Origin of the sequence: Dechloromonas sp. ARDL1, from assembly GCF_051122455.1 — a bacterium.
In the GTDB taxonomy this organism is placed as follows: Bacteria; Pseudomonadota; Gammaproteobacteria; order Burkholderiales; family Rhodocyclaceae; genus Azonexus.
This window is the reverse complement of sequence record NZ_CP168939.1, coordinates 4,457,208-4,476,690: the sequence shown is the minus strand read 5'-3', so window position 1 is coordinate 4,476,690 and position 19,483 is coordinate 4,457,208. Positions and strand designations below refer to the sequence as shown.

The window sequence follows — 19,483 nt, the reverse complement described above, 5'->3', positions numbered from 1 at the left end:
CAGGCGTTCGAGGAAAAGCGAGGACCGGAACGACCGGAACCCGAGTGTTAAAATCACGTCATTTTACAACGAACCCACACCCGACCGATGTCGCGCGATCAACTTGTTACAGACTGGGTAGCCGAGCGCTTCCCGAACCAATCCGTCCAGATCACCCCGGCTTCGGCCGATGCCAGCTTCCGCCGCTATTTCCGCCTGACCTGGCCGGACGGCAGCACGCGCATCCTGATGGACGCGCCGCCCGACAAGGAGAACTGCAAGCCCTTCATCCACGTCGCCGGCCTGCTCGCCAAAGCCGACCTGGCAGCGCCGCGCATCCTCGACAAGGATCTCGACAACGGTTTCCTGGTCCTCACCGACCTCGGCCGCATCGGTTATCTCGATGCACTGAACGCCGACCTCAGCATGGCCGACATGCTGATCCGGCCGGTGCTCGACGTGCTGGTCAAATGGCAACTCTCGTCCAGCGCCGCCACGCTTCCACCCTACGACGGCACCCTGCTGCGCCGCGAACTCGACCTCTTCCCGGAATGGTTCATCGGCCGCCACCTCGGTATCGAACTCGCCGACGAAGACCGGATCATGCTCGACCGGACCTTCAAGTTCCTGATCAACTCAGCGCTCGGCCAGCCCAAGGTCTTCGTGCACCGCGACTTCATGCCGCGCAACCTGATGGTCGTCGAAAGCGCCGAACGCCTGACGCCCGGCATCATCGATTTCCAGGATGCAGTCATGGGGCCGATCACCTACGACGTCGTCTCGCTCTTCCGCGACGCTTTCATCTCGTGGGATGAAGAGCAGGAAATCGACTGGGTCGTCCGCTACTGGGAAAAGGCCCGCGCCGCCGGCCTGCCGGTACGCGAGGATTTCGGCGCCTTCTGGCGCGAGTACGAACTGATGGGCCTGCAGCGTCACCTCAAGGTGCTCGGCATCTTCTGCCGCCTCAAGTATCGCGACGGCAAGGACAAATACGCCGAAGACCTGCCGCGCTTCGTCAACTACGCCCGCAAGACAGCCAGCCGCTACCTGCAGCTCAAACCGCTGCAGAACCTGCTCGACCGCCTGGAAGGCAATACCGAGCAAATCGGCTACCGCTACAAGTAATGAAGGCGATGATCCTCGCCGCCGGCCGCGGCGAACGCATGCGGCCGCTGACCGACCACACCCCCAAGCCGCTGCTGGTCGCCGGCGGCAAGCCGCTCATCGTCTGGCACCTGGAACGCCTGGCCGCCGCCGGCTTCCGCGAAATCGTCATCAACCACGCCCACCTCGGCACACAGATCGAGCTGGCGCTCGGCGACGGTTCGCGGTGGGGCCTATGCATCGCCTACTCGCCCGAACCGCCGGGTGCGCTGGAGACCGCTGGCGGTATCGCCCAGGCACTGCCCTTGCTCGGTGACGAGCCCTTTCTCGTCGTTAACGGCGATGTCTGGTGCGACGTGGATTTTGCCCATTTTCGCCCCTACACCGCAGTAACGGCCCACCTGCTGCTTGTCGCCAACCCGGCGCACCACGCTGGCGGCGATTTCAGTCTCGATGGCGAACGCGTCGTTTACGCCAACGGTGAGCAAACGCTCACCTACGCTGGCATCGGCATTTTCTCGCCAGCCCTGTTCTGCGACGTGCCGCTCGGCCAACCAATGAAGCTCCGCCCCCTGCTCGACGCCGCCATCGCTGCCGGCACGATGACCGGGGAACGCTTCACCGGCCGCTGGGTCGATGTAGGAACACCGCAACGTCTGGCTGAACTGGACTCCGAACTCCAGAAGCAGAGTCAGTAGTGTTTGATTTTGTCGCGCAGCTTGTACTTGTCGCTGTCTTCTACTGGCCAGGCTGGCTTGTTCTGCGCATTGTGACGTTTGGACGCTATCCGCCTCACAAAGGCTCCAAGCACAACGAAGAGTTCGTTGCAGTCTGCGGGTTGGCCACATTGATCGTTGCATTGGGATTCATCTATTCTTGAGGTGTCATGACCCACGCCCACTTTCTCACCCGCCGCAAACGCCTGCTGAAAACCATCGGCGAAGGGGTCGCCATCGTGCCAACTGCGCCCGAGGTCATCCGCAACCGCGACGCGCACCATCCCTATCGCTTCGACAGCTATTTCTGGTACCTGACCGGCTTCCCCGAGCCGGAAGCGGTCGTCGTTCTGGTTGGCGGCAAGCGGCCGAAGTCCATCCTGTTCTGTCGCGAGAAGCATGAAGAACGCGAGATATGGGACGGCTACCGCTACGGCCCGAAAGCCGCCAAGGCCGCTTTCGGCTTTGATGCCGCCTACCCCATCGAGCAACTCGACAAGAAACTGCCCGAACTGCTGGTCGACCGCGACACCCTCTGGCATGCCATCGGGCACGATGCCGAGTGGGACAGCCGCATCGCCAAGGCCCTGAACGCCGTGCGCGCCCAGACCCGGGCCGGCAAACGGGCGCCGCGAGCCATCCACGACCTGCGCGCCGAACTCGACGCCATGCGCCTGGTCAAGGACAGTACCGAAGCCGCCATCCAGCAGCGCGCCGCCGACATCGCCAGCGCCGGTCACGCTCGTGCCATGCGCGCCTGCCGCCCCGGCATGGCCGAGTACGAACTGGAAGCCGAACTGACCTACGAGTTCCGCAAGCGCGGCGCCGACGCCCATGCCTATACACCCATCGTCGCCTGCGGGAGCAATGCCTGCGTGCTGCACTACGTCGAGAACAACAAGCTGCTCAATGACCATACGCTGGTCCTGATCGACGCCGGCTGCGAAGTCGAGGGCTACGCCGCCGACATCACCCGGACCTTCCCGGTCAACGGCCGCTTCAATGGGGCGCAGAAAGATGTGTACGAAATCGTCCTCGCCGCACAGGATGCCGCCTTCGCCGCCACCGCCCCCGGACGTCATTTCATGGAAGCTCACGATGCCGCCGTGCGTGTGCTGACCGAGGGCCTGGTCGATCTCAAGCTGCTCAAGGGGAGTGTCGATACGCTGATCGAAAAGGGCGATTTCCGCCGTTTCTACATGCACCGTACCGGCCACTGGCTCGGGCTCGATGTGCACGATGCCGGCGAATACAAGGTCGGCGACCAGTGGACCACGCTGCAGCCTGGCATGACCGTCACCGTCGAACCCGGCCTCTACATTCGCCCGGCCGACGACATCCCGCCTGCACTGGCCGGCATCGGCATCCGCATCGAGGACGATGTGCGCGTCACGGAAACGGGCTGCCACATCTACACTAGCGCACCAAAAACAGTGGCCGAGATCGAGGAGGTCATGCGCCGTGACTGATTCCGCCGTCGAAAGCGTCGACATCCTGATCATCGGTGCCGGCCCGGTCGGCATGACGCTGCACCTGGCGCTCGCCGCCGGCGGGCAGACCTCACTGCTGCTCGACCGCCGCCCGCCCGCCGCCCTGCAAGCCGATCCGCGCGCCTTGGCCCTCTCCCACGGCGCACGCGAGTTGTTGGAACAAATCCGGAGCTGGCCGTCGCGCGCCGCGACACCGATCGAAACCATCCATATCTCGCAGAAAGACGGTTTCGGTCGCACCCTGATCGACCGCACCGACTATCGATTGCCGGCACTCGGTTACGTCGTCCGCTACCGTGACCTCGCCACGGCGCTCGCCGGCAACCTGCAAGCCGACAGCCTCTTGCCCGAAGCGGAAATCCTGAACATCGAAGCCGACGCCGACGGCGCCACGGTGTCGCTGCGCCATGGCGGCCAACTGCGCATCCTCCGCTGCAAGCTGCTGGTTCATGCCGAAGGCACGCCGGGCGACGACCCGGCCATCTCGGTCAGCGACTATGGCCAGCATGCGGTGATCTGCGAAGTCCGCCCGACGCCGGGGCACGATAACCGCGCCTGGGAGCGCTTCACCCCCGACGGCCCGCTCGCCCTGCTACCGCTCGGTGACGAATACTCCATCGTATTCACGCTGCCGCCGAGCAAGGCCGATGCCGTCATGGCACTTGACGACGACGCCTTCGTCGCCGCACTGCAGAACCAATTCGGCCGCCGCATGACCTTCGCCAACCCCGGCAAGCGCAGCCGTTTCCCGTTGGCGCTACGGATGCGCGACACCCTGGTCAAGGGCAGCGAAGTCTGGATCGGCAACACGGCCCAGACGTTGCATCCGGTCTCCGGCCAAGGCTTCAACCTCGGCCTGCGCGACGCCTGGCAACTGGCCGAACGGCTGCTCAGGAACAGAGCAACGCCGGCAACGCTGGCCGATTACGCAGCCAGCCGCCACCTCGACCGTCAAGGCGGCGCCTTCTTCACCGACAAGATCGTCAAGGCCTTCTCCAACGACATCGCCCCGCTCAAGCTGGCGCGCGGCCTCGGCCTGCTCGCCCTCGACATCTGTCCGCCGGCCCGCCACTTCGTTGCCAAGCGGATGATCTGGGGCGCCCGCGCCTGGCCTTGATCTGCACCAAGGGCAAGGACGCGACGCCCGATTAAAGTGGCGCCACCCGCCCCCTTCCCAAACGCATGAACAAAACCACCGCCTGGTTCCTCGCCTGCCGTCCCAAAACGCTCACGGTCTCGCTGTCGCCCGTGCTCGTTGGCACGGCCATCGCCTGGCATGACGCGCACGCCGTGCTCTGGCTGCCTCTGCTGGCCGCCGCGCTCGGCGCCGCCTTCATTCAGATCGGCACCAACCTGTTCAACGACGTCGGCGACTTCCTGCGCGGCACCGACACCCCCGGCCGCCTCGGCCCCCGGCGCGCCACCGCCGAAGGCTGGCTGACGCCCGGCATGGTCAAGGGCGGCGCCTGGCTCAGCTTCGCACTCGCCTTCCTATGCGGCATCTATCTGGTGTGGCACGGCGGCTGGCCCATCGTCGCCATCGGCCTTGCCTCGCTGGCCGCCGGCTGGGCCTACACCGGCGGCCCGAAACCTATCGCCTACGGGCCGCTCGGCGAGCTTTTCGTTTTTATCTTCTTTGGCCTGGCGGCTGTCGGCGGCAGCTACTACCTGCAGACGCTGAGCCTGACAGCCATGGCGCTGATCGCCGCGGCGCTGGTAGGCAGCCACGCCGCCGCCGTCATCACCGTCAACAACTACCGCGACCACGATGGCGACAAGGCCCATGGGAAGAATACGCTGGCCGTCCGCCTCGGCCGCCCCGCTACCCGACGCCTCTACGTGCTGGAGATGCTCGCCCCCTACGCCCTGCTGCCGGCACTCAGCGACCTCGGGTGGCCAGCCGCCCTGCCGTTGCTGTCGCTCCCGCTGGCCCTGCGCCTGATCGCCCGCTTCCATCGCGAGCAGCCCGGTCCGGTGTTCAACACGATTCTCGCCGCCACGGCCGGCTTGCAGATGGTCTTCGCCTGCCTGCTCGCCCTGGCCTTCCCGTTGGTGTAAACCACAATCGCGGGGAGCCGCGAGTTGCTATAGAGTGCCTTGCTTTTTCCGGGAGCTGCGCATGCTCGAACGATTTTTCCAGCTGCAGGCCCACGGCACAACGGTCCGCACCGAAGTCATCGCCGGCCTGACCACCTTCCTGACGATGGCCTACATCGTCTTCGTCAACCCGGACATCCTCTCCGCCGCCGGCATGCCGCGCGATGCCGTATTCGTCGCCACCTGCCTCGCCGCCGCCATCGGCACGGCGATCATGGGCCTCTACGCCAACTACCCGGTCGCCCTCGCCCCGGCCATGGGGCTCAACGCCTACTTCGCCTTCACCGTCGTTCAGGGCATGGGCTACACCTGGCAGGCCGCCCTCGGCGCCGTCCTGATTTCCGGCGGACTGTTCATCCTGCTCAGCCTGTTCAAGGTGCGCGAATGGATCGTCAACGCCATTCCGACCTCGCTCAAATATTCGATATCCGCCGGCATCGGCCTCTTTCTCGCCATCATCGGCCTGAAGAATGCCGGCCTGATCACCGCCCACCCGGCCACCCTGCTCACCCTCGGGAATATCCACAGCCCCGGCCCGTTGCTCGCCGCCGCCGGTTTCATGCTGATCGCCGCGCTGGAATACCGCAAGGTTCCGGGCGCCATCATCATCGCCATCCTTGCCGTCACCGGCGCCTCGGTCGCGCTCGGCCTCACCGAGTTCAAGGGCATCGTCGCCGCGCCGCCATCGCTGGCGCCGACCTTCATGCAGCTCGACCTGGCTGGCGCGTTGAATGCCGGCCTGCTCGCCGTGGTGCTGACCTTCTTCATGGTCGAACTCTTCGACGCCTCCGGGACCCTGGTCGGCGTCTGCCACCGGGCCGGCCTGCTCGACAAAGACGGCAAGCTGCCGCGCCTGAAGAAGGCCCTGCTCGCCGACTCGGTCGCCATCAGCGCCGGCGCCGTGCTCGGCACCTCATCGACCACCGCCTACATTGAATCGGCGGCCGGCACTGCCGCCGGGGGGCGAACTGGCCTGACCGCTGTGGTCGTCGCCGTGCTCTTCCTGTGCTGCATCGTCTTCGCACCGCTCGCCGGCACCGTGCCGGCCTATGCCACGGCGCCGGCACTGTGCTATGTCGCCATCCTGATGTCGCGCGGCCTCGCCGAGATCCATTGGGACGACCTGACCGAGGCGACACCTGCCGTCGTCACGGCAATCACCATCCCGTTCACTTTTTCGATCGCGCACGGCATTTCCTTCGGCTTCATTTCCTATGTCGCCATCAAGGTACTCGCCGGTCGTCCTCGCGACGTATCGCCGACCGTAGCCCTGATCGCCGCCGCCTTCATCGCCAAATTCGCCCTGCTCTGAAGTCGACATGAACCGCGCTCCGTTGCCCGACACCGGCTACCTGAAATCCCGCATCCGCACCGTTCCGGACTGGCCCGAGCCAGGGGTGCAGTTTCGCGACATCACCCCACTGCTGCAGGACCCGCGCGCCTTCTGCGTGCTCGTCGACGCCTTTGTGCTGCGCTACATGGAAGAACAGATCGATATCGTCGCCGGCATCGACGCCCGCGGTTTCATCCTGGGCGCCGTCGTGGCCCACCAGTTGAACAAGGGTTTCGTACCGGTACGCAAGAAGGGCAAGCTGCCCTTCTCGACGGTCAGCGAGGAATACGAACTGGAATACGGCAACGCCGCCGTCGAGATCCACACCGATGCGATCAAGGCCGGCGACCGTGTCCTGCTCATCGACGATCTGGTCGCCACCGGCGGCACGATGATGGCTGGCGCCCGGCTGATCCAGCGCCTGGGCGGTGTCATCGTCGAAGCCGCCGCCATCGTCGACCTGCCCGAACTCGGTGGCTCCCGGTTGCTCAAGGCCGCCGGCCTGCCCGTCTTTACCGTTTGCGAATTTGAAGGACACTGAAATGACCGTCGACATCAACGAAATCAAGCGCGCGATGGCCGAGGCCGACTGCCTCGCCACGCCGCAGCAGGTCAATGCCGCCCTCGACCGCATGGCCGCCGCCATCACCGCCGAACTCGCCGACAGTGCGCCGCTGGTCTATACCGTGATGAACGGCGGCTTGGTCGTCGCTGGCCAACTGCTCGCCCGCCTCAACTTTCCTTTGGAAGTAGGCTACCTGCACGCCAGCCGCTACGGCATGCAACTGCAGGGCAACAGTCTGCTCGACTGGCGAGTGCGCCCGGCGCAGGAACTGAAGGGGCGCACGGTTCTGGTCATTGACGACATTCTCGACGAGGGTCATACCCTGAAAGCCATTTGCCAGCACCTGGATGAAGAAGGCGCGGCCCGTGTACTGACCGCCGTGCTGGTGCACAAGGAGCACCAGCGTAAGGCCGAGCCCGGCATGCGCGCCGACTTCACCGGTCTCGACATTCCCGATCGATTCCTGTTTGGCTGCGGCATGGACTACAAGGGCTACTGGCGCAACGCGCCGGGCATCTACGCGCTCAAAGGTCATTAAAAATCAATCGTCAAGCCGGGAGGTCAGGACAAAAATCGATGCGCACCTGACTATTTTTTAGGCGGTGATTGCGCTACAATCCGCCGCTTCCCCAAATTTGCTCCAACGCCCCCGCTCGCCCATGGAATTTGCCGGTTTCACCTTGCGCAACAATCTCTTCGTCGCACCGATGGCGGGCGTCACGGATCGTCCGTTCCGCCAGTTGTGCAAGAAGATGGGCGCCGGACTGGCCGTTTCCGAGATGGTGACATCGAACTCGCTGCTCTACGGCAGCGCCAAGACCCTGCGCCGGGCCAACCACACGGGCGAAGTCGAGCCGATCTCGGTGCAGATCGCCGGCGCCGACCCGAAGATGATGGCTGAAGCCGCCAAGCACAATGTCGATAACGGCGCCCAGATCATCGATATCAACATGGGCTGCCCGGCCAAGAAGGTGTGCAATGTGATGGCCGGATCGGCGCTGATGCAGCACGAGCAACTGGTCGGCGAGATTCTCGACGCCGTCGTTACCGCCGTGCCCAATACGCCGGTAACGCTGAAATTCCGCACCGGCTGGAACATCGCCAACAAGAACGCGCCGAATATCGCGCGCATTGCCGAATCCGCTGGCATCCGCGCCGTCGCCATCCACGGTCGCACACGCTGCCAGCAATACACCGGCGAGGCCGAGTACGACACCATCGCCTATGTGAAGACGCTGGTGAAGATTCCGGTCATCGCCAACGGCGACATCACCACGCCGGAAAAGGCCAAGCACGTCCTCGACGTGACCGGCGCCGACGGCGTCATGATCGGCCGCGCCGCCCAGGGCCGCCCCTGGCTGTTCCGCGAGATCGAACACTATCTGAAGACCGGCGAAAAAATGGCGCCGGCCCCGGTTGCCGAGATTCACGCCATCCTGATGGCGCATCTCGTCGACCTTTACGATTTCTACGGCCTGGACACGGGGGTCAAGGTCGCCAGAAAACACATCTCCTGGTACACCAAAGGCCTGATCGGCTCGGCGGCGTTCCGCAAGGTGATGAATACGCTGCCAACTGTAGAGTTGCAGCACCAAGCGGTGAACGACTTTTTCCTGCGTTATGCGGAAGAGCACGACCACCTGCAATACGAAGAAAACAAAACACAAGAGGAGGCGTTGGCAGCATGAGCCAACATGATCTGGGGAAGTGCGTCGTAACCGCACTGGAACAATACTTTCGGGACCTGGACGGTGAAAAACCGGCCGCCATCTATGACATGGTCCTGAAGAGCGTGGAAAAGCCGATGCTGGAAGTCGTGCTGGCCAAGGCCGGCAGCAACCAGACCGTCGCTGCGGAAATGCTCGGCATCAACCGCAACACGCTGCGCAAGAAACTCACTGAACACCAGTTGCTCTAGTTGCTGGTCATTAGTCGTTAGTCGTTGGCTAACGGCAAAACCTTGCACCTAGCCGCAAACCACTCATTACTAATCACTAGCTACTAACATGTCCATCAAGCAAGCGCTGATTTCCGTCTCCGACAAGACGGGTGTACTCGAATTCGCCCAAGGCCTCGCCGCGCAAGGCGTCAAGCTCCTGTCCACCGGCGGCACCGCCAAGATGCTGCGTGACGCAGGTCTCGCCGTCACCGAAATCGGCGACTACACCGGCTTCCCGGAAATGCTCGATGGCCGCGTCAAGACCCTGCACCCGAAGGTGCACGGCGGAATCCTCGCCCGGCGCGACCTGGCAGAACACATGGCCACCATCGACCAGCACGGCATCCCGATGATCGATCTGGTCTGCGTGAACCTCTACCCGTTTGCCGCCACCATCGCCAAAGCTGGCGTGACGCTGGAAGACGCCATTGAGAACATCGACATCGGCGGCCCGGCCATGGTTCGCTCCTCGGCCAAGAACTACAACGGCGTTGCCATCGTCACCGATCCGGAAGACTACGCCCCGCTGCTCGCCGAAATGCAGGCCAATGGCGGCGCGCTCCAACTCGCTACCCGCTTCAACCTGGCCAAGAAGGCCTTCACCCATACCGCCCGTTACGACAGCATGATCGCCAACTGGCTGACCGGCCTCGACGAAGGCGCCGAAGCCAAGCCGGCCGAGGCCGCGCCAGTCCCGTCGATCTTCCCGGCCAAGCTGCAACTGGCTTTCGACCGCACCGAAATTCTGCGCTACGGCGAGAATTCGCACCAACAAGCCGCTTTCTACCGCGATACCGTCGCCCTGCCGGGCAGCATCGCCGCTTACACGCAGTTGCAGGGCAAGGAACTGTCCTACAACAACATCGCCGACTCCGATGCCGCCTGGGAATGCGTCAAGGCCTTCGAGGCCCCGGCCTGCGTCATCATCAAGCACGCCAACCCGTGCGGCGTCGCCATCGACGGCACCCTGCTCGGTGCCTACGAAAAGGCTTTCAAAACCGATTCGACCTCGGCCTTCGGCGGCATCATCGCCTTCAACGGCGAAGTCGGCATTGACGTCGTTGAAGCCATGAACGCGCGCAAGCACTTCGTCGAAGTGCTGATCGCCCCCTCTTTCACCGCCGAAGCCAAGGCTGCACTGGCCTCGAAGACCAACCTGCGCGTGCTGGTTGTGCCGCTCGGCCGTGACCTGAACAAGCTCGAACTGAAGCGCGTGGGCGGCGGCCTGCTGGTGCAAACCGCTGACGATTTCACCGCCCAGGCGTCCGGCCTGAAGGTTGTCACCAAGGTGCAGCCGACCGCCCAGCAGATCGAAGACCTGCTCTTCGCCGAGCGCGTCGCCAAGTTCGTCAAGTCCAACGCCATCGTCTTCTGCGGCGGCGGCATGACCCTCGGCGTCGGCGCCGGCCAGATGAGCCGCGTCGATTCGACCAAGATCGCCAGCATCAAGGCCACCAATGCCGGCCTGCCGCTCAAGGGCTCGGTCGTCGCCTCCGACGCCTTCTTCCCGTTCCGCGACGGTCTCGATGTGCTGGCCGAAGCCGGTGCCGTCGCCGTCATCCAGCCGGGCGGCTCGATGCGCGACGAGGAAGTCATCGCGGCAGCCGACGAGCATGGCATCGCCATGGTCTTCACCGGCGCCCGCCATTTCCGACACTAAGCCTCTCCCCGCGTCCGCGCGCCTCTCGGGGCGCGGATGCCGCAACGGACAGCACGACAACATTTCAACAAGAGATCAGCCATGAAACTACTGGTAATCGGTTCCGGCGGCCGCGAGCACGCCATGGCCTGGAAGCTGGCCCAGACCCCCGGCCTGCAGAAGGTGTACGTTGCCCCGGGCAACGCCGGCACGGCCCGCGAGCACGAGCTGGAAAACATCAACATCACCGATCCGGAAGCCCTGGCTGATTTTGCCGAGCAGAACAAGATTCACCTCACCCTGGTCGGCCCGGAAGCCCCGCTGGCGGCTGGTGTGGTCAACGTCTTCCGCGCCCGCGGCCTGAAAATCTTCGGCCCGACCAAGGAAGCCGCCCAGCTCGAGTCCTCCAAGGACTTCGCCAAGCGCTTCATGGCCCGCCACAACATCCCGACCGCCGGCTTCGAGACCTTCTCCGATGCTGCCGCGGCCCACGCCTACATCGACCGCCAGGGCGCCCCCATCGTCATCAAGGCCGACGGCCTGGCCGCCGGCAAGGGCGTCGTCGTCGCCATGAACCTCGACGAAGCGCACGCCGCCATCGACGACATGCTGTCCGGCAACAAGCTGGGCGATGCCGGTGCCCGCGTCGTCATCGAGGACTTCCTCGACGGCGAGGAAGCCAGCTTCATCGTCATGGTCGACGGCAAGAACGTGCTCGCCCTGGCCTCCAGCCAGGACCACAAGCGCATCTTCGACGGCGACCAGGGCCCGAACACCGGCGGCATGGGCGCCTACTCCCCGGCTCCGTGCGTCACCCCGGAAGTGCATGCCAAGGCGATGCGCGAAATCATCCTGCCGACGGTGCGCGGCATGGCGGCCGACGGCATCCCCTTCACCGGCTTCCTCTACGCCGGCCTGATGATCGGCAAGGACGGCTCGGTCAAGACGCTGGAATTCAACTGCCGCATGGGCGACCCGGAAACCCAGCCGATCCTGATGCGCCTGAAGTCCGACTTCGTCGACCTGATCGAACACGGTATCGACGGCACGCTCGACCAGATCGAGGCCGAATGGGACCGCCGCATCGCGCTCGGCGTCGTCCTCGCCGCCGCTAACTATCCGGACACCCCGAAGAAGGGTGACGTGATCGGCGGCCTGCCCAAGGCCAACAGCTTCGGCGACGACTGCCACGTCTTCCACGCCGGCACCGCCGACAAGGACGGCCAAGTGACCACCGCCGGCGGCCGCGTGCTGTGCGTCACCGCACTGGGTGAAAACGTCAAGCTGGCTCAGAAGGCCGCCTACGAGGCTGCGGCCCAGATCACGTGGAATGGCATGCAGTACCGCAAGGACATCGGCTACCGGGCCATTTCCCGCTAAGCGATGGCGGGCGAACAAGCGACCGCCGAAGCCGTGAAATACCCGCCACTCGCCGAAAACACCTACATTGGCGCGTTCCTGGTCGGCATAGGCTATTACGCGGCCAAGAATAACCGGGAGGCGCCAGTCAGTGCGCTGCTCCAGCAAACCGGCGCCGATCCATGGACCGGCGACCTGGCGCTGGGCCTGAGCGGACGCAACTATCTGTTCGAGTTCAAGCGCCAGGGCAACACGGAAGGCCTCGACAAGGAGGCGGTAAAAAGCGCCGCGCTGTGGACGACGCTCGCTAGGGACTTGCTCCCCGGCGGACTGCAACGCGACGCCATGCTCGCCATTTCAAAAAGCTGCCACCTGTTTTCCGAATCCGGTATCACCTGGGAAAGAAAGTCCCCGCCACCGTGGAATTTCCAACCTTATCTGCAACGCTTCGCGGCCCCGAACCTTGCCGAGGGCGAGGCAACGGCCCAAACGCAACCTCCCTGCCGACTCGACCGCTTTATCCAGAGCCACCTGTTCGCCAGCGAAAATACCGCCGGGCAGGCCATGAACGGAGCCAGCGGCCCAGACTTCGAGCTTTACCTGAGCTTCCTGCGCACCGCCCTTGCCGGCTCGACCACCCCGATCGGCGGGCTGGTGATCAACATCAACGAGGCCGGCCAAGTCACCCCGGTCATCCTCCCCAACATCGCGGACATTTCCCTGGAAAAAGGCATGCTTCTGTTCAAGGAGCAGCCGCCCTTCACCCCCAACGTCTCCGCACCGAAACCTCGCGTTTAAACACCACACCATGCTTCCTGCAGATCAAATCGCCCGCTACTTCACCGGACTCCAATCGCGCATCGTCGCCGAACTGGAAGCCTTCGACGGCCAGCCCTTCCGTACCGACAGCTGGCAACGCCCGGAAGGCGGCGGTGGCATTTCGCGGCTGATCGAGGAGGGCGACTTCTTCGAGCGCGGCGGCGTCAATTTCTCGCACGTCACCGGGAAATCGTTACCCGCCTCGGCCACCGCCGTGCGTCCCCAACTGGCTGGCCGCTCCTGGGAAGCAATGGGCGTCTCGCTGGTCCTGCATCCGCGCAATCCCTACTGCCCGACGGCGCACATGAACGTGCGCTGCTTCATCGCCAGCAAGGAAGGCGAGGAGCCCGTCTGGTGGTTCGGAGGCGGCATGGACATGACGCCCTATTACGGCCAGCGTGAGGATGTGCAGCATTTCCATCGCACCTGCCGCGATGCGCTCGCTCCGTTCGGGGACGAGGTCTACCCGAAGTACAAGGCGTGGTGCGACGACTACTTCTTCCTCAAGCACCGCAACGAACCGCGCGGCGTCGGCGGCGTCTTCTTCGACGACTTGAACGATGGCGGTTTCGAGCGCTGTTTCAGCCTGACGCAATCCGTCGGCGACGCCTTCACCCAGGCTTACCTGCCGGTGCTGGCCAAGCGCTGTGACACGCCCTACGGCGAGCGCGAGCGCGACTTCCAAGCCTACCGCCGGGGCCGCTACGTCGAATTCAACCTGGTCTGGGACCGTGGCACGCTGTTCGGCCTGCAATCCGGCGGACGCACCGAATCCATCCTGATGTCGCTGCCGCCCATCGTCAAATGGCGCTATGACTGGAAACCGGAAGCCGGGACGCCCGAAGCCGAGCTGTACGAGGTTTTCCTGAAGCCGCAGGATTGGCTGGGCTAGTTACGCGTTGTTAGTTACCGGTCATTAGCAAACAAAGGGGCGCCACGGCGCCCCTTTAACTTTACCGACAGCTCATGACTAATAACTACTTCAGCTTGCCCTTGACCACGCGGACGCGCGTTGGATCCTTGACGCCCATTTTCCCGCCGCCGCCCTCAAGGTTACCGCAGGCGCAAGCAGCCTTGATGTGTGGCACCGAATTGACGATTACCGAGCACTCCAGACATTCGTAATACACGTCGCCACCGGTCGGCAGTGCATTCGGATTGGGAGCCGGCTCGACCGGGTAGAAGTTGTAGATTTTCCGCAGATCGATATTCAGCACTTCCCCTCTCCTCGTTATGGGCACGCCTAGCTTGCGTTGAGCTGTGCGCTGGCCCGGTAGTGTTTGTTGGCCTCGTCAGCCTTGTCGAGTTCGTCAAGCAAGCGTGCCAGCGCGAGATGCGCTTCCTGTGTCGCCCTGACCGACAGCGACGCCTCCAGGTAGCTCTGCGCCTTGCCCCACAGGCGCTGGCGCTGGCACATCCGGCCCAGTGCGAGGAGCAGCACGGCATCGTCCGGATGACGGAGTAGCCAGCCCTCTGCCTTGGCGATGCGTGCTGTCTGGTCGCCGCCCGACAAACGCCCATAGATGGCAGCCAGCTCGGATTGCCAGGTATCGCTACCTGCCTTGTCGAGCGATGCCTCGATCAGCTTCTGGGCCTCGCCCTCGACATGCAGTGCAGTCAGCGCCTTGGCTGCCGCCAGCGACACGCGCCGGCCTCGCTCCTCTTCCGGCAGGCCGCGCAGGTAGACAACCAGTTGCCCCTGATCACCACGGCGCTTGCCGATATTGGCCAGATGCGCCTGGGTACGGATTTCCACGACGACTTCCGGTGGCAGCGCATCGCGCTTGGCCAGTTGGCGCACCAGCTTGAGTACGCCATCCCAGTCGCCACTCCCCTGACGCGCCCGCAACTCCAGGCGCAAGGCTGCGATATGCCGCCCCTGCTTGCCCTGCAGACGCCCCAGGGCATCCAAGGCATCGGAGAAACGGCGTTCCTCGTTGGCCATTTCGGCATCGAGCATCAAGGTCGCCGCCTCGGTGCGCGGATCGTCGGTCTTGGCGTGTTCGAGCCAATATTGCTGCTTTTCCGGCTCGCGCATGCGTTGTGCGGCACGGGCGGCAATCAGTGCCGACAAGCCGGGGGCCGTACCGGCACCGTGGGCTTCGCTGGCCTTTTTCATGGCTTGACCGAAACGCCCCTCGAAGAGCAGGCGCACGGCGTCCTGGAAAACCAACCCGGCCTGATCGCGTTGGCGACGGGCGCGATAGGCGCGAACCCGCTTCGGCAGTCCGAAGGTCGCTGACGTAACGCGCATTGCTGCGTAGAAAGCGGTGAACAGCACCAGCAGCGCGACAATGAACAGGTTCAGCGAAATCTCGACGCGCCACGGCGGGACCACGAGCAGCAGGTAACCATCGTTCAAGCGGGCGCCGAGGGCGACCGCAACAGCCACTCCGAACAGGGTAACGACCCAGAACAGCCCTCTCACCGCTTGTCCCTGCCCTGGCGCAGGCTACGCAATGCGGCCTGGGTTTCGTTCAAATTCGGAAGCTCGACATTGATCTCGGCCGCCGACATCTGGCGCAGCATCGCCTGCTCCGTCGCCACAGCCTTGTCGTTGGTGTCGAAATACTTGCTCAGCCACTCCTGGGCGACCTTCAGCTCGTTGCGGTAGGTCCATTGGTCGCGTGAAAACAAGGCCAAGCGTGCATTGAGCAGGCGCAGCTTGAGGTTCTCGCGCAGGAAATAGCCCTGACCGGGCGCCAGAAGCGCGGGATCCTCGCGGTCGAAACGCTGAATGCGGACCAAGCCCTTCAATTCCTGCCAGACCTCGCCGCCGGTGCGCTGCCACCAGGGAACCACGGGGGCAGACTTCAGGGGCTCCACTTTTTCCACCGGACGCCCATAGGCCGTCAGCGGCAGCTTGTCGATGCCATGGATCAACTGCTCGAGACGCAGGCTGACACCGGGTATATCGACGAACGGCAGCGCATTCAGGCGCTCGAGATCCCTGGCCAGCGCCTTGCGCAACGGCAGATGGGCCGGACGGTCGAGGCGCGCCAGGCGCGAATCGGCCGTCTGCAGCGCGAGCACCGCGACCGGCACATTGCCGGCCAGTTGCAATTGCTGTCCGGCCAGCGTAATCGCCTGCTCGACCTCAAGCAAGGTCGCTTCCTCGCGACCGCGGGCAATGTCCTGGTTCAGCGCTTTGAGTGCCTCGGTCTGTGCCTGGAATTCGGTAAAGCGACCTTCAAAGGCGCCCAATTTGGCCTGCAGGGCCTCAAGCTGCTCACGCGTCTGTTTCTGCGCGCCGCGCTCTTCCTTGTTACCGGTGTCAAAGTCGCTCAACTGGCGGCTGACCTCCTGCTGCAGGTCGGCGAGTTTCTGGCGTGTTTCGAACCATTGCCAGCCGGCCAGGGCCAAGGCAGCGACGGCAACGGCCAAGCTCAATCCGAAACGGCCGGAACGGCGCGTCGGAAGCGGCGAGGGAGCAGGATTCTGAGTGGGGGAAGTATCGTTATCTGGCATCATTTCGGCCAATTATAAGCACGTAAGCCGGCAAGAATGCCGGCATCGGCGGCATCGGTAAGGATAATGTTGCTTAAACCCAAAGCCCGGGCGTTATCGGCGATCCGGCCATGCGGCACAAACAGCGGGGTGCGCTTGAGGAACGCCCGGCCTTCGTCGTCGAGCAGGTCGAATAGATAGCGCATGCCTTCGCTGCTCGACACCGTCAATGCATCGAGACGGCTTTCACGCCATGCCGCCAGCAGCGGCTCCAGGCCTCCGGAAGGTCCGGAGCGGCGATAGCAAGTAACGCAATCGACCGTTGCGCCACGCGCGCGCAGGGTATCCGCCAGCAGTTCGCGGCCGCCGTCGCCACGAAAGATGGCGACACGGCGACCGCCGACCCGTTCGGCAGCCAGTTCGGGCAGTTCGAGCAAGGCTTCCGAATCGAAACGCCGGGTCGGCGCGACGCAGCCCGAAACGCCGTGCGCCGCCAGCGCCTTGACGGTTCCCTGGCCGACGGCTGCCGGCACCAGCGCTGCAGGCCACTGCCCAGAGGCAAGAATTGCCGGCACGGCGTAATCGACCGCATTCGGGCTGATGAAAACGGCCAGTGAATAATCGGCCAGCCGCTGCACCGCATCGACCAATGGCTGCGGATCGCTCGCTGGGGCGATTTCGAGCAGGGGAAAAATCAGCGGCGCACCGCCGGACTCAGCGATGGCCTCGGCCAGCGGCGCTGCCTGTGCCTGCGGCCGGGTCACGACGATGGTTCGGCCAGCCAGCGGACCGCCAGTGTTGTATTGCATGCTATGAAGCGCCGGATAAAACCGATGCAGTTCGGCTCGCGGCAAGGCGCAAGCCGCAGCGATACCCCGTGGTGTCGCGAGAACTTGCAACGCCATCACGGAGGCGACACCGCGGTTTTATGGCCCGAATAGCGCGCAACACGGCACTCAACTCATTTGCAGAGGGCGAGTTTTTCCAGGATGGCGTCGGCGCCCTGGGCGCGCAGCTCGGCAGCCAGCTTGAGGCCCAGCGCTTCATCGTCGGCAGGATTGCCGCGCAACTCGGCGCTGACCATTTCCTTGCCGTCGGCCGTTGCGACAAACCCGCGCAGCCACAGCTGGCCGTTGTCGATCACGGCGTAGCCGCCCAGCGGCACCTGGCAGGAACCGCCAAGGGCGCGCGAGAAGGCGCGTTCGGCCTTGACGCAGTGGGCCGTCTCGGCATCGTTGAGCGGTGCCACGATGCCGGCCATGGCGGCATCGCCATCGACCAGTTCGATACCCAGCGCGCCCTGCCCCGGTGCAGGCAGCGACTGCTCAGGCGTCAGCACGGCCTTGATGCGCTCCTTGAGGCCGAGGCGGATCAGGCCGGCGGCGGCGAGGATGATCGCGTCGTACTCGCCGGCATCCAGCTTGCGCAGGCGGGTATCGAGGTTGCCGCGCAGGCTCTTGATCACCAGCTGCGGATACTTGGCGCGCAGGATGGCCTCGCGGCGCAGGCTGGAGGTACCGACGACGGCGCCGGCCGGCAGTTCGTCGAGGCCGGCGTACTTGTTAGAGACGAAAGCATCGCGCGGATTCTCGCGGGCCGAGATGGCGGCCAGCACGAAGCCCTCCGGCATGACCATCGGCACGTCCTTCATCGAATGCACGGCGAGGTGGGCCTTGCCTTCCTGCATGGCGACTTCGAGTTCCTTGATGAACAGCCCCTTGCCGCCGATTTCGGCGAGCGGACGATCAAGAATCTGGTCACCCTTGGTGGTCATGCCTAGAATGACAACCTCGGCCCCCGGATTGAGTTCGGACAGGCGGCCTTGGACATGAACGGCCTGCCACATGGCAAGACGGGATTCGCGAGAGGCAATGACGATTTTGGAAGGAACGGACATGGTGCGTCACTTGGCAGGGCTGTTGGGAGGGCTGATTCTAGCATGCGCCCCCGCTGCCGCTCTTGATCCATCCGGTGTTCCGCCAGCACGCGACCTGCGCGCCGAGTCAGCTGCGGCGGCCAGGGCCGGCTTGCCGCTGATCGTCATTTTCAGCCGCGACGACTGCAAGTTCTGCACGGCCATCAAGCGCGACTACCTGCAGCCGATGGCCGGCCAGGCACGCAATGGCAACCGCCCGGTCATTCGCGAAATCCGCCAGGACAGCGATGCCGCCCTGACCGGCTTCGGCGGGGAAAAAACCACCCATGCCGACTTCGCCCGCAACGCAAAGATCAAGTTGGTGCCGGTAGTCGCCTTCTACGGACCGGACGGCCGACAACTCGCCGATCCCATCGTCGGTGCCCGCCTGCCCGATTTCTACCAAAGCTATCTCGACGATGGCATCGACAACGCCAGCAAGAAACTGCGGAAATGACCCAAAACATCGAGACCTCTCCCGCCGAAAAATCCGCCGACCAGCGCCCGGAACACCCGGACTTCTGGTGCAAGCGCTTCGGCGCCGGCACCACGCCCTGGGACGCAGGCAAGGTACCCGGTGATTTTTCCGCCTTCGTCGATCGCCAGACAGCACCGCTACGCACGCTCATCCCAGGCTGCGGCAGCGCCTGGGAAGCCGCTCGTCTCGCCGCCCTCCGCTGGCCGGTTACCGCCCTTGACTTCTCTCCGGTAGCCATCGAAACGGCCCGCGACATCCTCGGCAACGCCCCGGTCGATCTGGTGTGCGCCGATTTTTTCCAGTGGCAGGCGCCAAAGCCACTCGACCTGATCTACGAACGCGCCTTCCTCTGCGCCCTGCCGCGCAAGCTGTGGGACGACTGGGGCCGGCGCGTCGCCGAACTGCTGCCGACCGGCGGGCTGCTGGCCGGCTACTTCTTCGTTTGCGACCAGCTCAAGGGGCCGCCTTTCGGCATCCTGCCGGAGCAGCTCGACGCCCTGCTGCAGCCGGCCTTCGAACGTATTGAAGACCGCCCGGTAGCCGACTCGATCCCCGTCTTCGCCGGCCGCGAGCGCTGGCAAGTCTGGCGGCGCAAGGGGTAAG

At 64.3% G+C, this 19,483-nt stretch carries 22 protein-coding genes; 17 read left to right on the top strand and 5 right to left on the bottom strand.

From position 1 onward, the window contains the following. Positions 1 to 87 precede the first annotated feature (87 nt). The 15 genes from AB6Q56_RS22060 (at position 88) to hemF (ending at position 13,932) form a co-directional block, all read left to right on the top strand. The gene (locus AB6Q56_RS22060) at positions 88 to 1,104 is read left to right on the top strand and encodes an aminoglycoside phosphotransferase family protein (protein WP_434515147.1); all 1,017 of its coding nucleotides are present in this window, start codon (positions 88 to 90) and stop codon (positions 1,102 to 1,104) included. Then, positions 1,104 to 1,781, top strand: a complete 678-nt coding sequence (murU, locus tag AB6Q56_RS22055; protein WP_434515146.1) for an N-acetylmuramate alpha-1-phosphate uridylyltransferase MurU — start codon at positions 1,104 to 1,106, stop codon at positions 1,779 to 1,781. Before AB6Q56_RS22060 ends, murU begins: the two co-directional genes overlap by 1 nt. Continuing rightward, positions 1,781 to 1,963: a hypothetical protein gene (locus AB6Q56_RS22050; protein ID WP_434515145.1), complete on the top strand. Its 183-nt coding sequence runs from the start codon at positions 1,781 to 1,783 to the stop codon at positions 1,961 to 1,963. The genes murU and AB6Q56_RS22050 overlap by 1 nt, the downstream gene beginning before the upstream one ends. Before the next feature lie 6 nt (positions 1,964 to 1,969). After that, positions 1,970 to 3,268, top strand: a complete 1,299-nt coding sequence (locus tag AB6Q56_RS22045; protein ID WP_434515144.1) for an aminopeptidase P N-terminal domain-containing protein — start codon at positions 1,970 to 1,972, stop codon at positions 3,266 to 3,268. Further along, a complete protein-coding gene (locus tag AB6Q56_RS22040; RefSeq protein ID WP_434515143.1) occupies positions 3,261 to 4,406 on the top strand; it encodes an FAD-dependent monooxygenase in 1,146 nt (381 codons plus the stop codon). The genes AB6Q56_RS22045 and AB6Q56_RS22040 overlap by 8 nt, the downstream gene beginning before the upstream one ends. Before the next feature lie 65 nt (positions 4,407 to 4,471). Further along, a complete protein-coding gene (locus AB6Q56_RS22035) occupies positions 4,472 to 5,347 on the top strand; it encodes a 1,4-dihydroxy-2-naphthoate polyprenyltransferase (RefSeq protein ID WP_434515142.1) in 876 nt (291 codons plus the stop codon). Positions 5,348 to 5,408: 61 nt separating this feature from the next. Then, the gene (locus AB6Q56_RS22030) at positions 5,409 to 6,698 is read left to right on the top strand and encodes an NCS2 family permease (RefSeq protein WP_434515141.1); all 1,290 of its coding nucleotides are present in this window, start codon (positions 5,409 to 5,411) and stop codon (positions 6,696 to 6,698) included. A gap of 7 nt (positions 6,699 to 6,705) precedes the next feature. Beyond that, entirely contained in the window at positions 6,706 to 7,260 is a 555-nt protein-coding gene (locus tag AB6Q56_RS22025) for an adenine phosphoribosyltransferase (RefSeq protein ID WP_434515140.1), read from the top strand. Between the two features lies 1 nt (position 7,261). Next, positions 7,262 to 7,822 carry a hypoxanthine-guanine phosphoribosyltransferase gene (locus tag AB6Q56_RS22020; protein ID WP_434515139.1) on the top strand — a complete coding sequence of 187 codons (561 nt, stop codon included), beginning with the start codon at positions 7,262 to 7,264 and terminating at the stop codon, positions 7,820 to 7,822. A gap of 121 nt (positions 7,823 to 7,943) precedes the next feature. After that, positions 7,944 to 8,972, top strand: a complete 1,029-nt coding sequence (gene dusB, locus AB6Q56_RS22015; RefSeq protein WP_434515138.1) for a tRNA dihydrouridine synthase DusB — start codon at positions 7,944 to 7,946, stop codon at positions 8,970 to 8,972. Beyond that, a complete protein-coding gene (locus tag AB6Q56_RS22010) occupies positions 8,969 to 9,202 on the top strand; it encodes a Fis family transcriptional regulator (RefSeq protein WP_434515137.1) in 234 nt (77 codons plus the stop codon). The genes dusB and AB6Q56_RS22010 overlap by 4 nt, the downstream gene beginning before the upstream one ends. 88 nt (positions 9,203 to 9,290) lie before the next feature. Continuing rightward, positions 9,291 to 10,883 (top strand): bifunctional phosphoribosylaminoimidazolecarboxamide formyltransferase/IMP cyclohydrolase, encoded by a 1,593-nt coding sequence (purH, locus tag AB6Q56_RS22005; RefSeq protein WP_434515136.1) that lies wholly within the window; start codon positions 9,291 to 9,293, stop codon positions 10,881 to 10,883. An 81-nt stretch (positions 10,884 to 10,964) separates the two neighbouring features. Next, entirely contained in the window at positions 10,965 to 12,242 is a 1,278-nt protein-coding gene (gene purD / locus AB6Q56_RS22000; RefSeq protein ID WP_434515135.1) for a phosphoribosylamine--glycine ligase, read from the top strand. A gap of 3 nt (positions 12,243 to 12,245) precedes the next feature. Continuing rightward, the gene (locus AB6Q56_RS21995) at positions 12,246 to 13,019 is read left to right on the top strand and encodes a hypothetical protein (RefSeq protein WP_434515134.1); all 774 of its coding nucleotides are present in this window, start codon (positions 12,246 to 12,248) and stop codon (positions 13,017 to 13,019) included. A 10-nt stretch (positions 13,020 to 13,029) separates the two neighbouring features. Beyond that, on the top strand, positions 13,030 to 13,932 hold the full coding sequence (gene hemF, locus AB6Q56_RS21990) for an oxygen-dependent coproporphyrinogen oxidase (RefSeq protein ID WP_434515133.1): 903 nt from the start codon (positions 13,030 to 13,032) through the stop codon (positions 13,930 to 13,932). Positions 13,933 to 14,017: 85 nt separating this feature from the next. Here hemF and AB6Q56_RS21985 read toward each other — a convergent pair whose 3' ends face one another. The 5 genes from AB6Q56_RS21985 to hemC all read right to left on the bottom strand — a co-directional run bounded on the left by AB6Q56_RS21985 (position 14,018) and on the right by hemC (position 18,384). After that, entirely contained in the window at positions 14,018 to 14,257 is a 240-nt protein-coding gene (locus tag AB6Q56_RS21985; RefSeq protein WP_434515132.1) for a hypothetical protein, read from the bottom strand. Between the two features lie 26 nt (positions 14,258 to 14,283). Further along, positions 14,284 to 15,468: a heme biosynthesis protein HemY gene (locus AB6Q56_RS21980; RefSeq protein WP_434515131.1), complete on the bottom strand. Its 1,185-nt coding sequence runs from the start codon at positions 15,466 to 15,468 to the stop codon at positions 14,284 to 14,286. Then, positions 15,465 to 16,424 carry a uroporphyrinogen-III C-methyltransferase gene (locus AB6Q56_RS21975; RefSeq protein ID WP_434515130.1) on the bottom strand — a complete coding sequence of 320 codons (960 nt, stop codon included), beginning with the start codon at positions 16,422 to 16,424 and terminating at the stop codon, positions 15,465 to 15,467. The genes AB6Q56_RS21980 and AB6Q56_RS21975 overlap by 4 nt, the downstream gene beginning before the upstream one ends. An 83-nt stretch (positions 16,425 to 16,507) precedes the next feature. Further along, positions 16,508 to 17,296, bottom strand: a complete 789-nt coding sequence (locus AB6Q56_RS21970) for a uroporphyrinogen-III synthase (protein ID WP_434515129.1) — start codon at positions 17,294 to 17,296, stop codon at positions 16,508 to 16,510. Between the two features lie 152 nt (positions 17,297 to 17,448). Beyond that, positions 17,449 to 18,384, bottom strand: a complete 936-nt coding sequence (gene hemC / locus AB6Q56_RS21965; protein WP_434515128.1) for a hydroxymethylbilane synthase — start codon at positions 18,382 to 18,384, stop codon at positions 17,449 to 17,451. Between hemC and AB6Q56_RS21960 the strand changes: the two genes are divergently transcribed. Beyond that, positions 18,383 to 18,859 (top strand): thioredoxin fold domain-containing protein, encoded by a 477-nt coding sequence (locus AB6Q56_RS21960; protein ID WP_434515127.1) that lies wholly within the window; start codon positions 18,383 to 18,385, stop codon positions 18,857 to 18,859. The two genes, hemC and AB6Q56_RS21960, sit on opposite strands and share 2 nt — an antisense overlap. Then, positions 18,856 to 19,482, top strand: a complete 627-nt coding sequence (locus tag AB6Q56_RS21955) for a methyltransferase domain-containing protein (RefSeq protein WP_434515126.1) — start codon at positions 18,856 to 18,858, stop codon at positions 19,480 to 19,482. The genes AB6Q56_RS21960 and AB6Q56_RS21955 overlap by 4 nt, the downstream gene beginning before the upstream one ends. Position 19,483 lies beyond the last annotated feature (1 nt).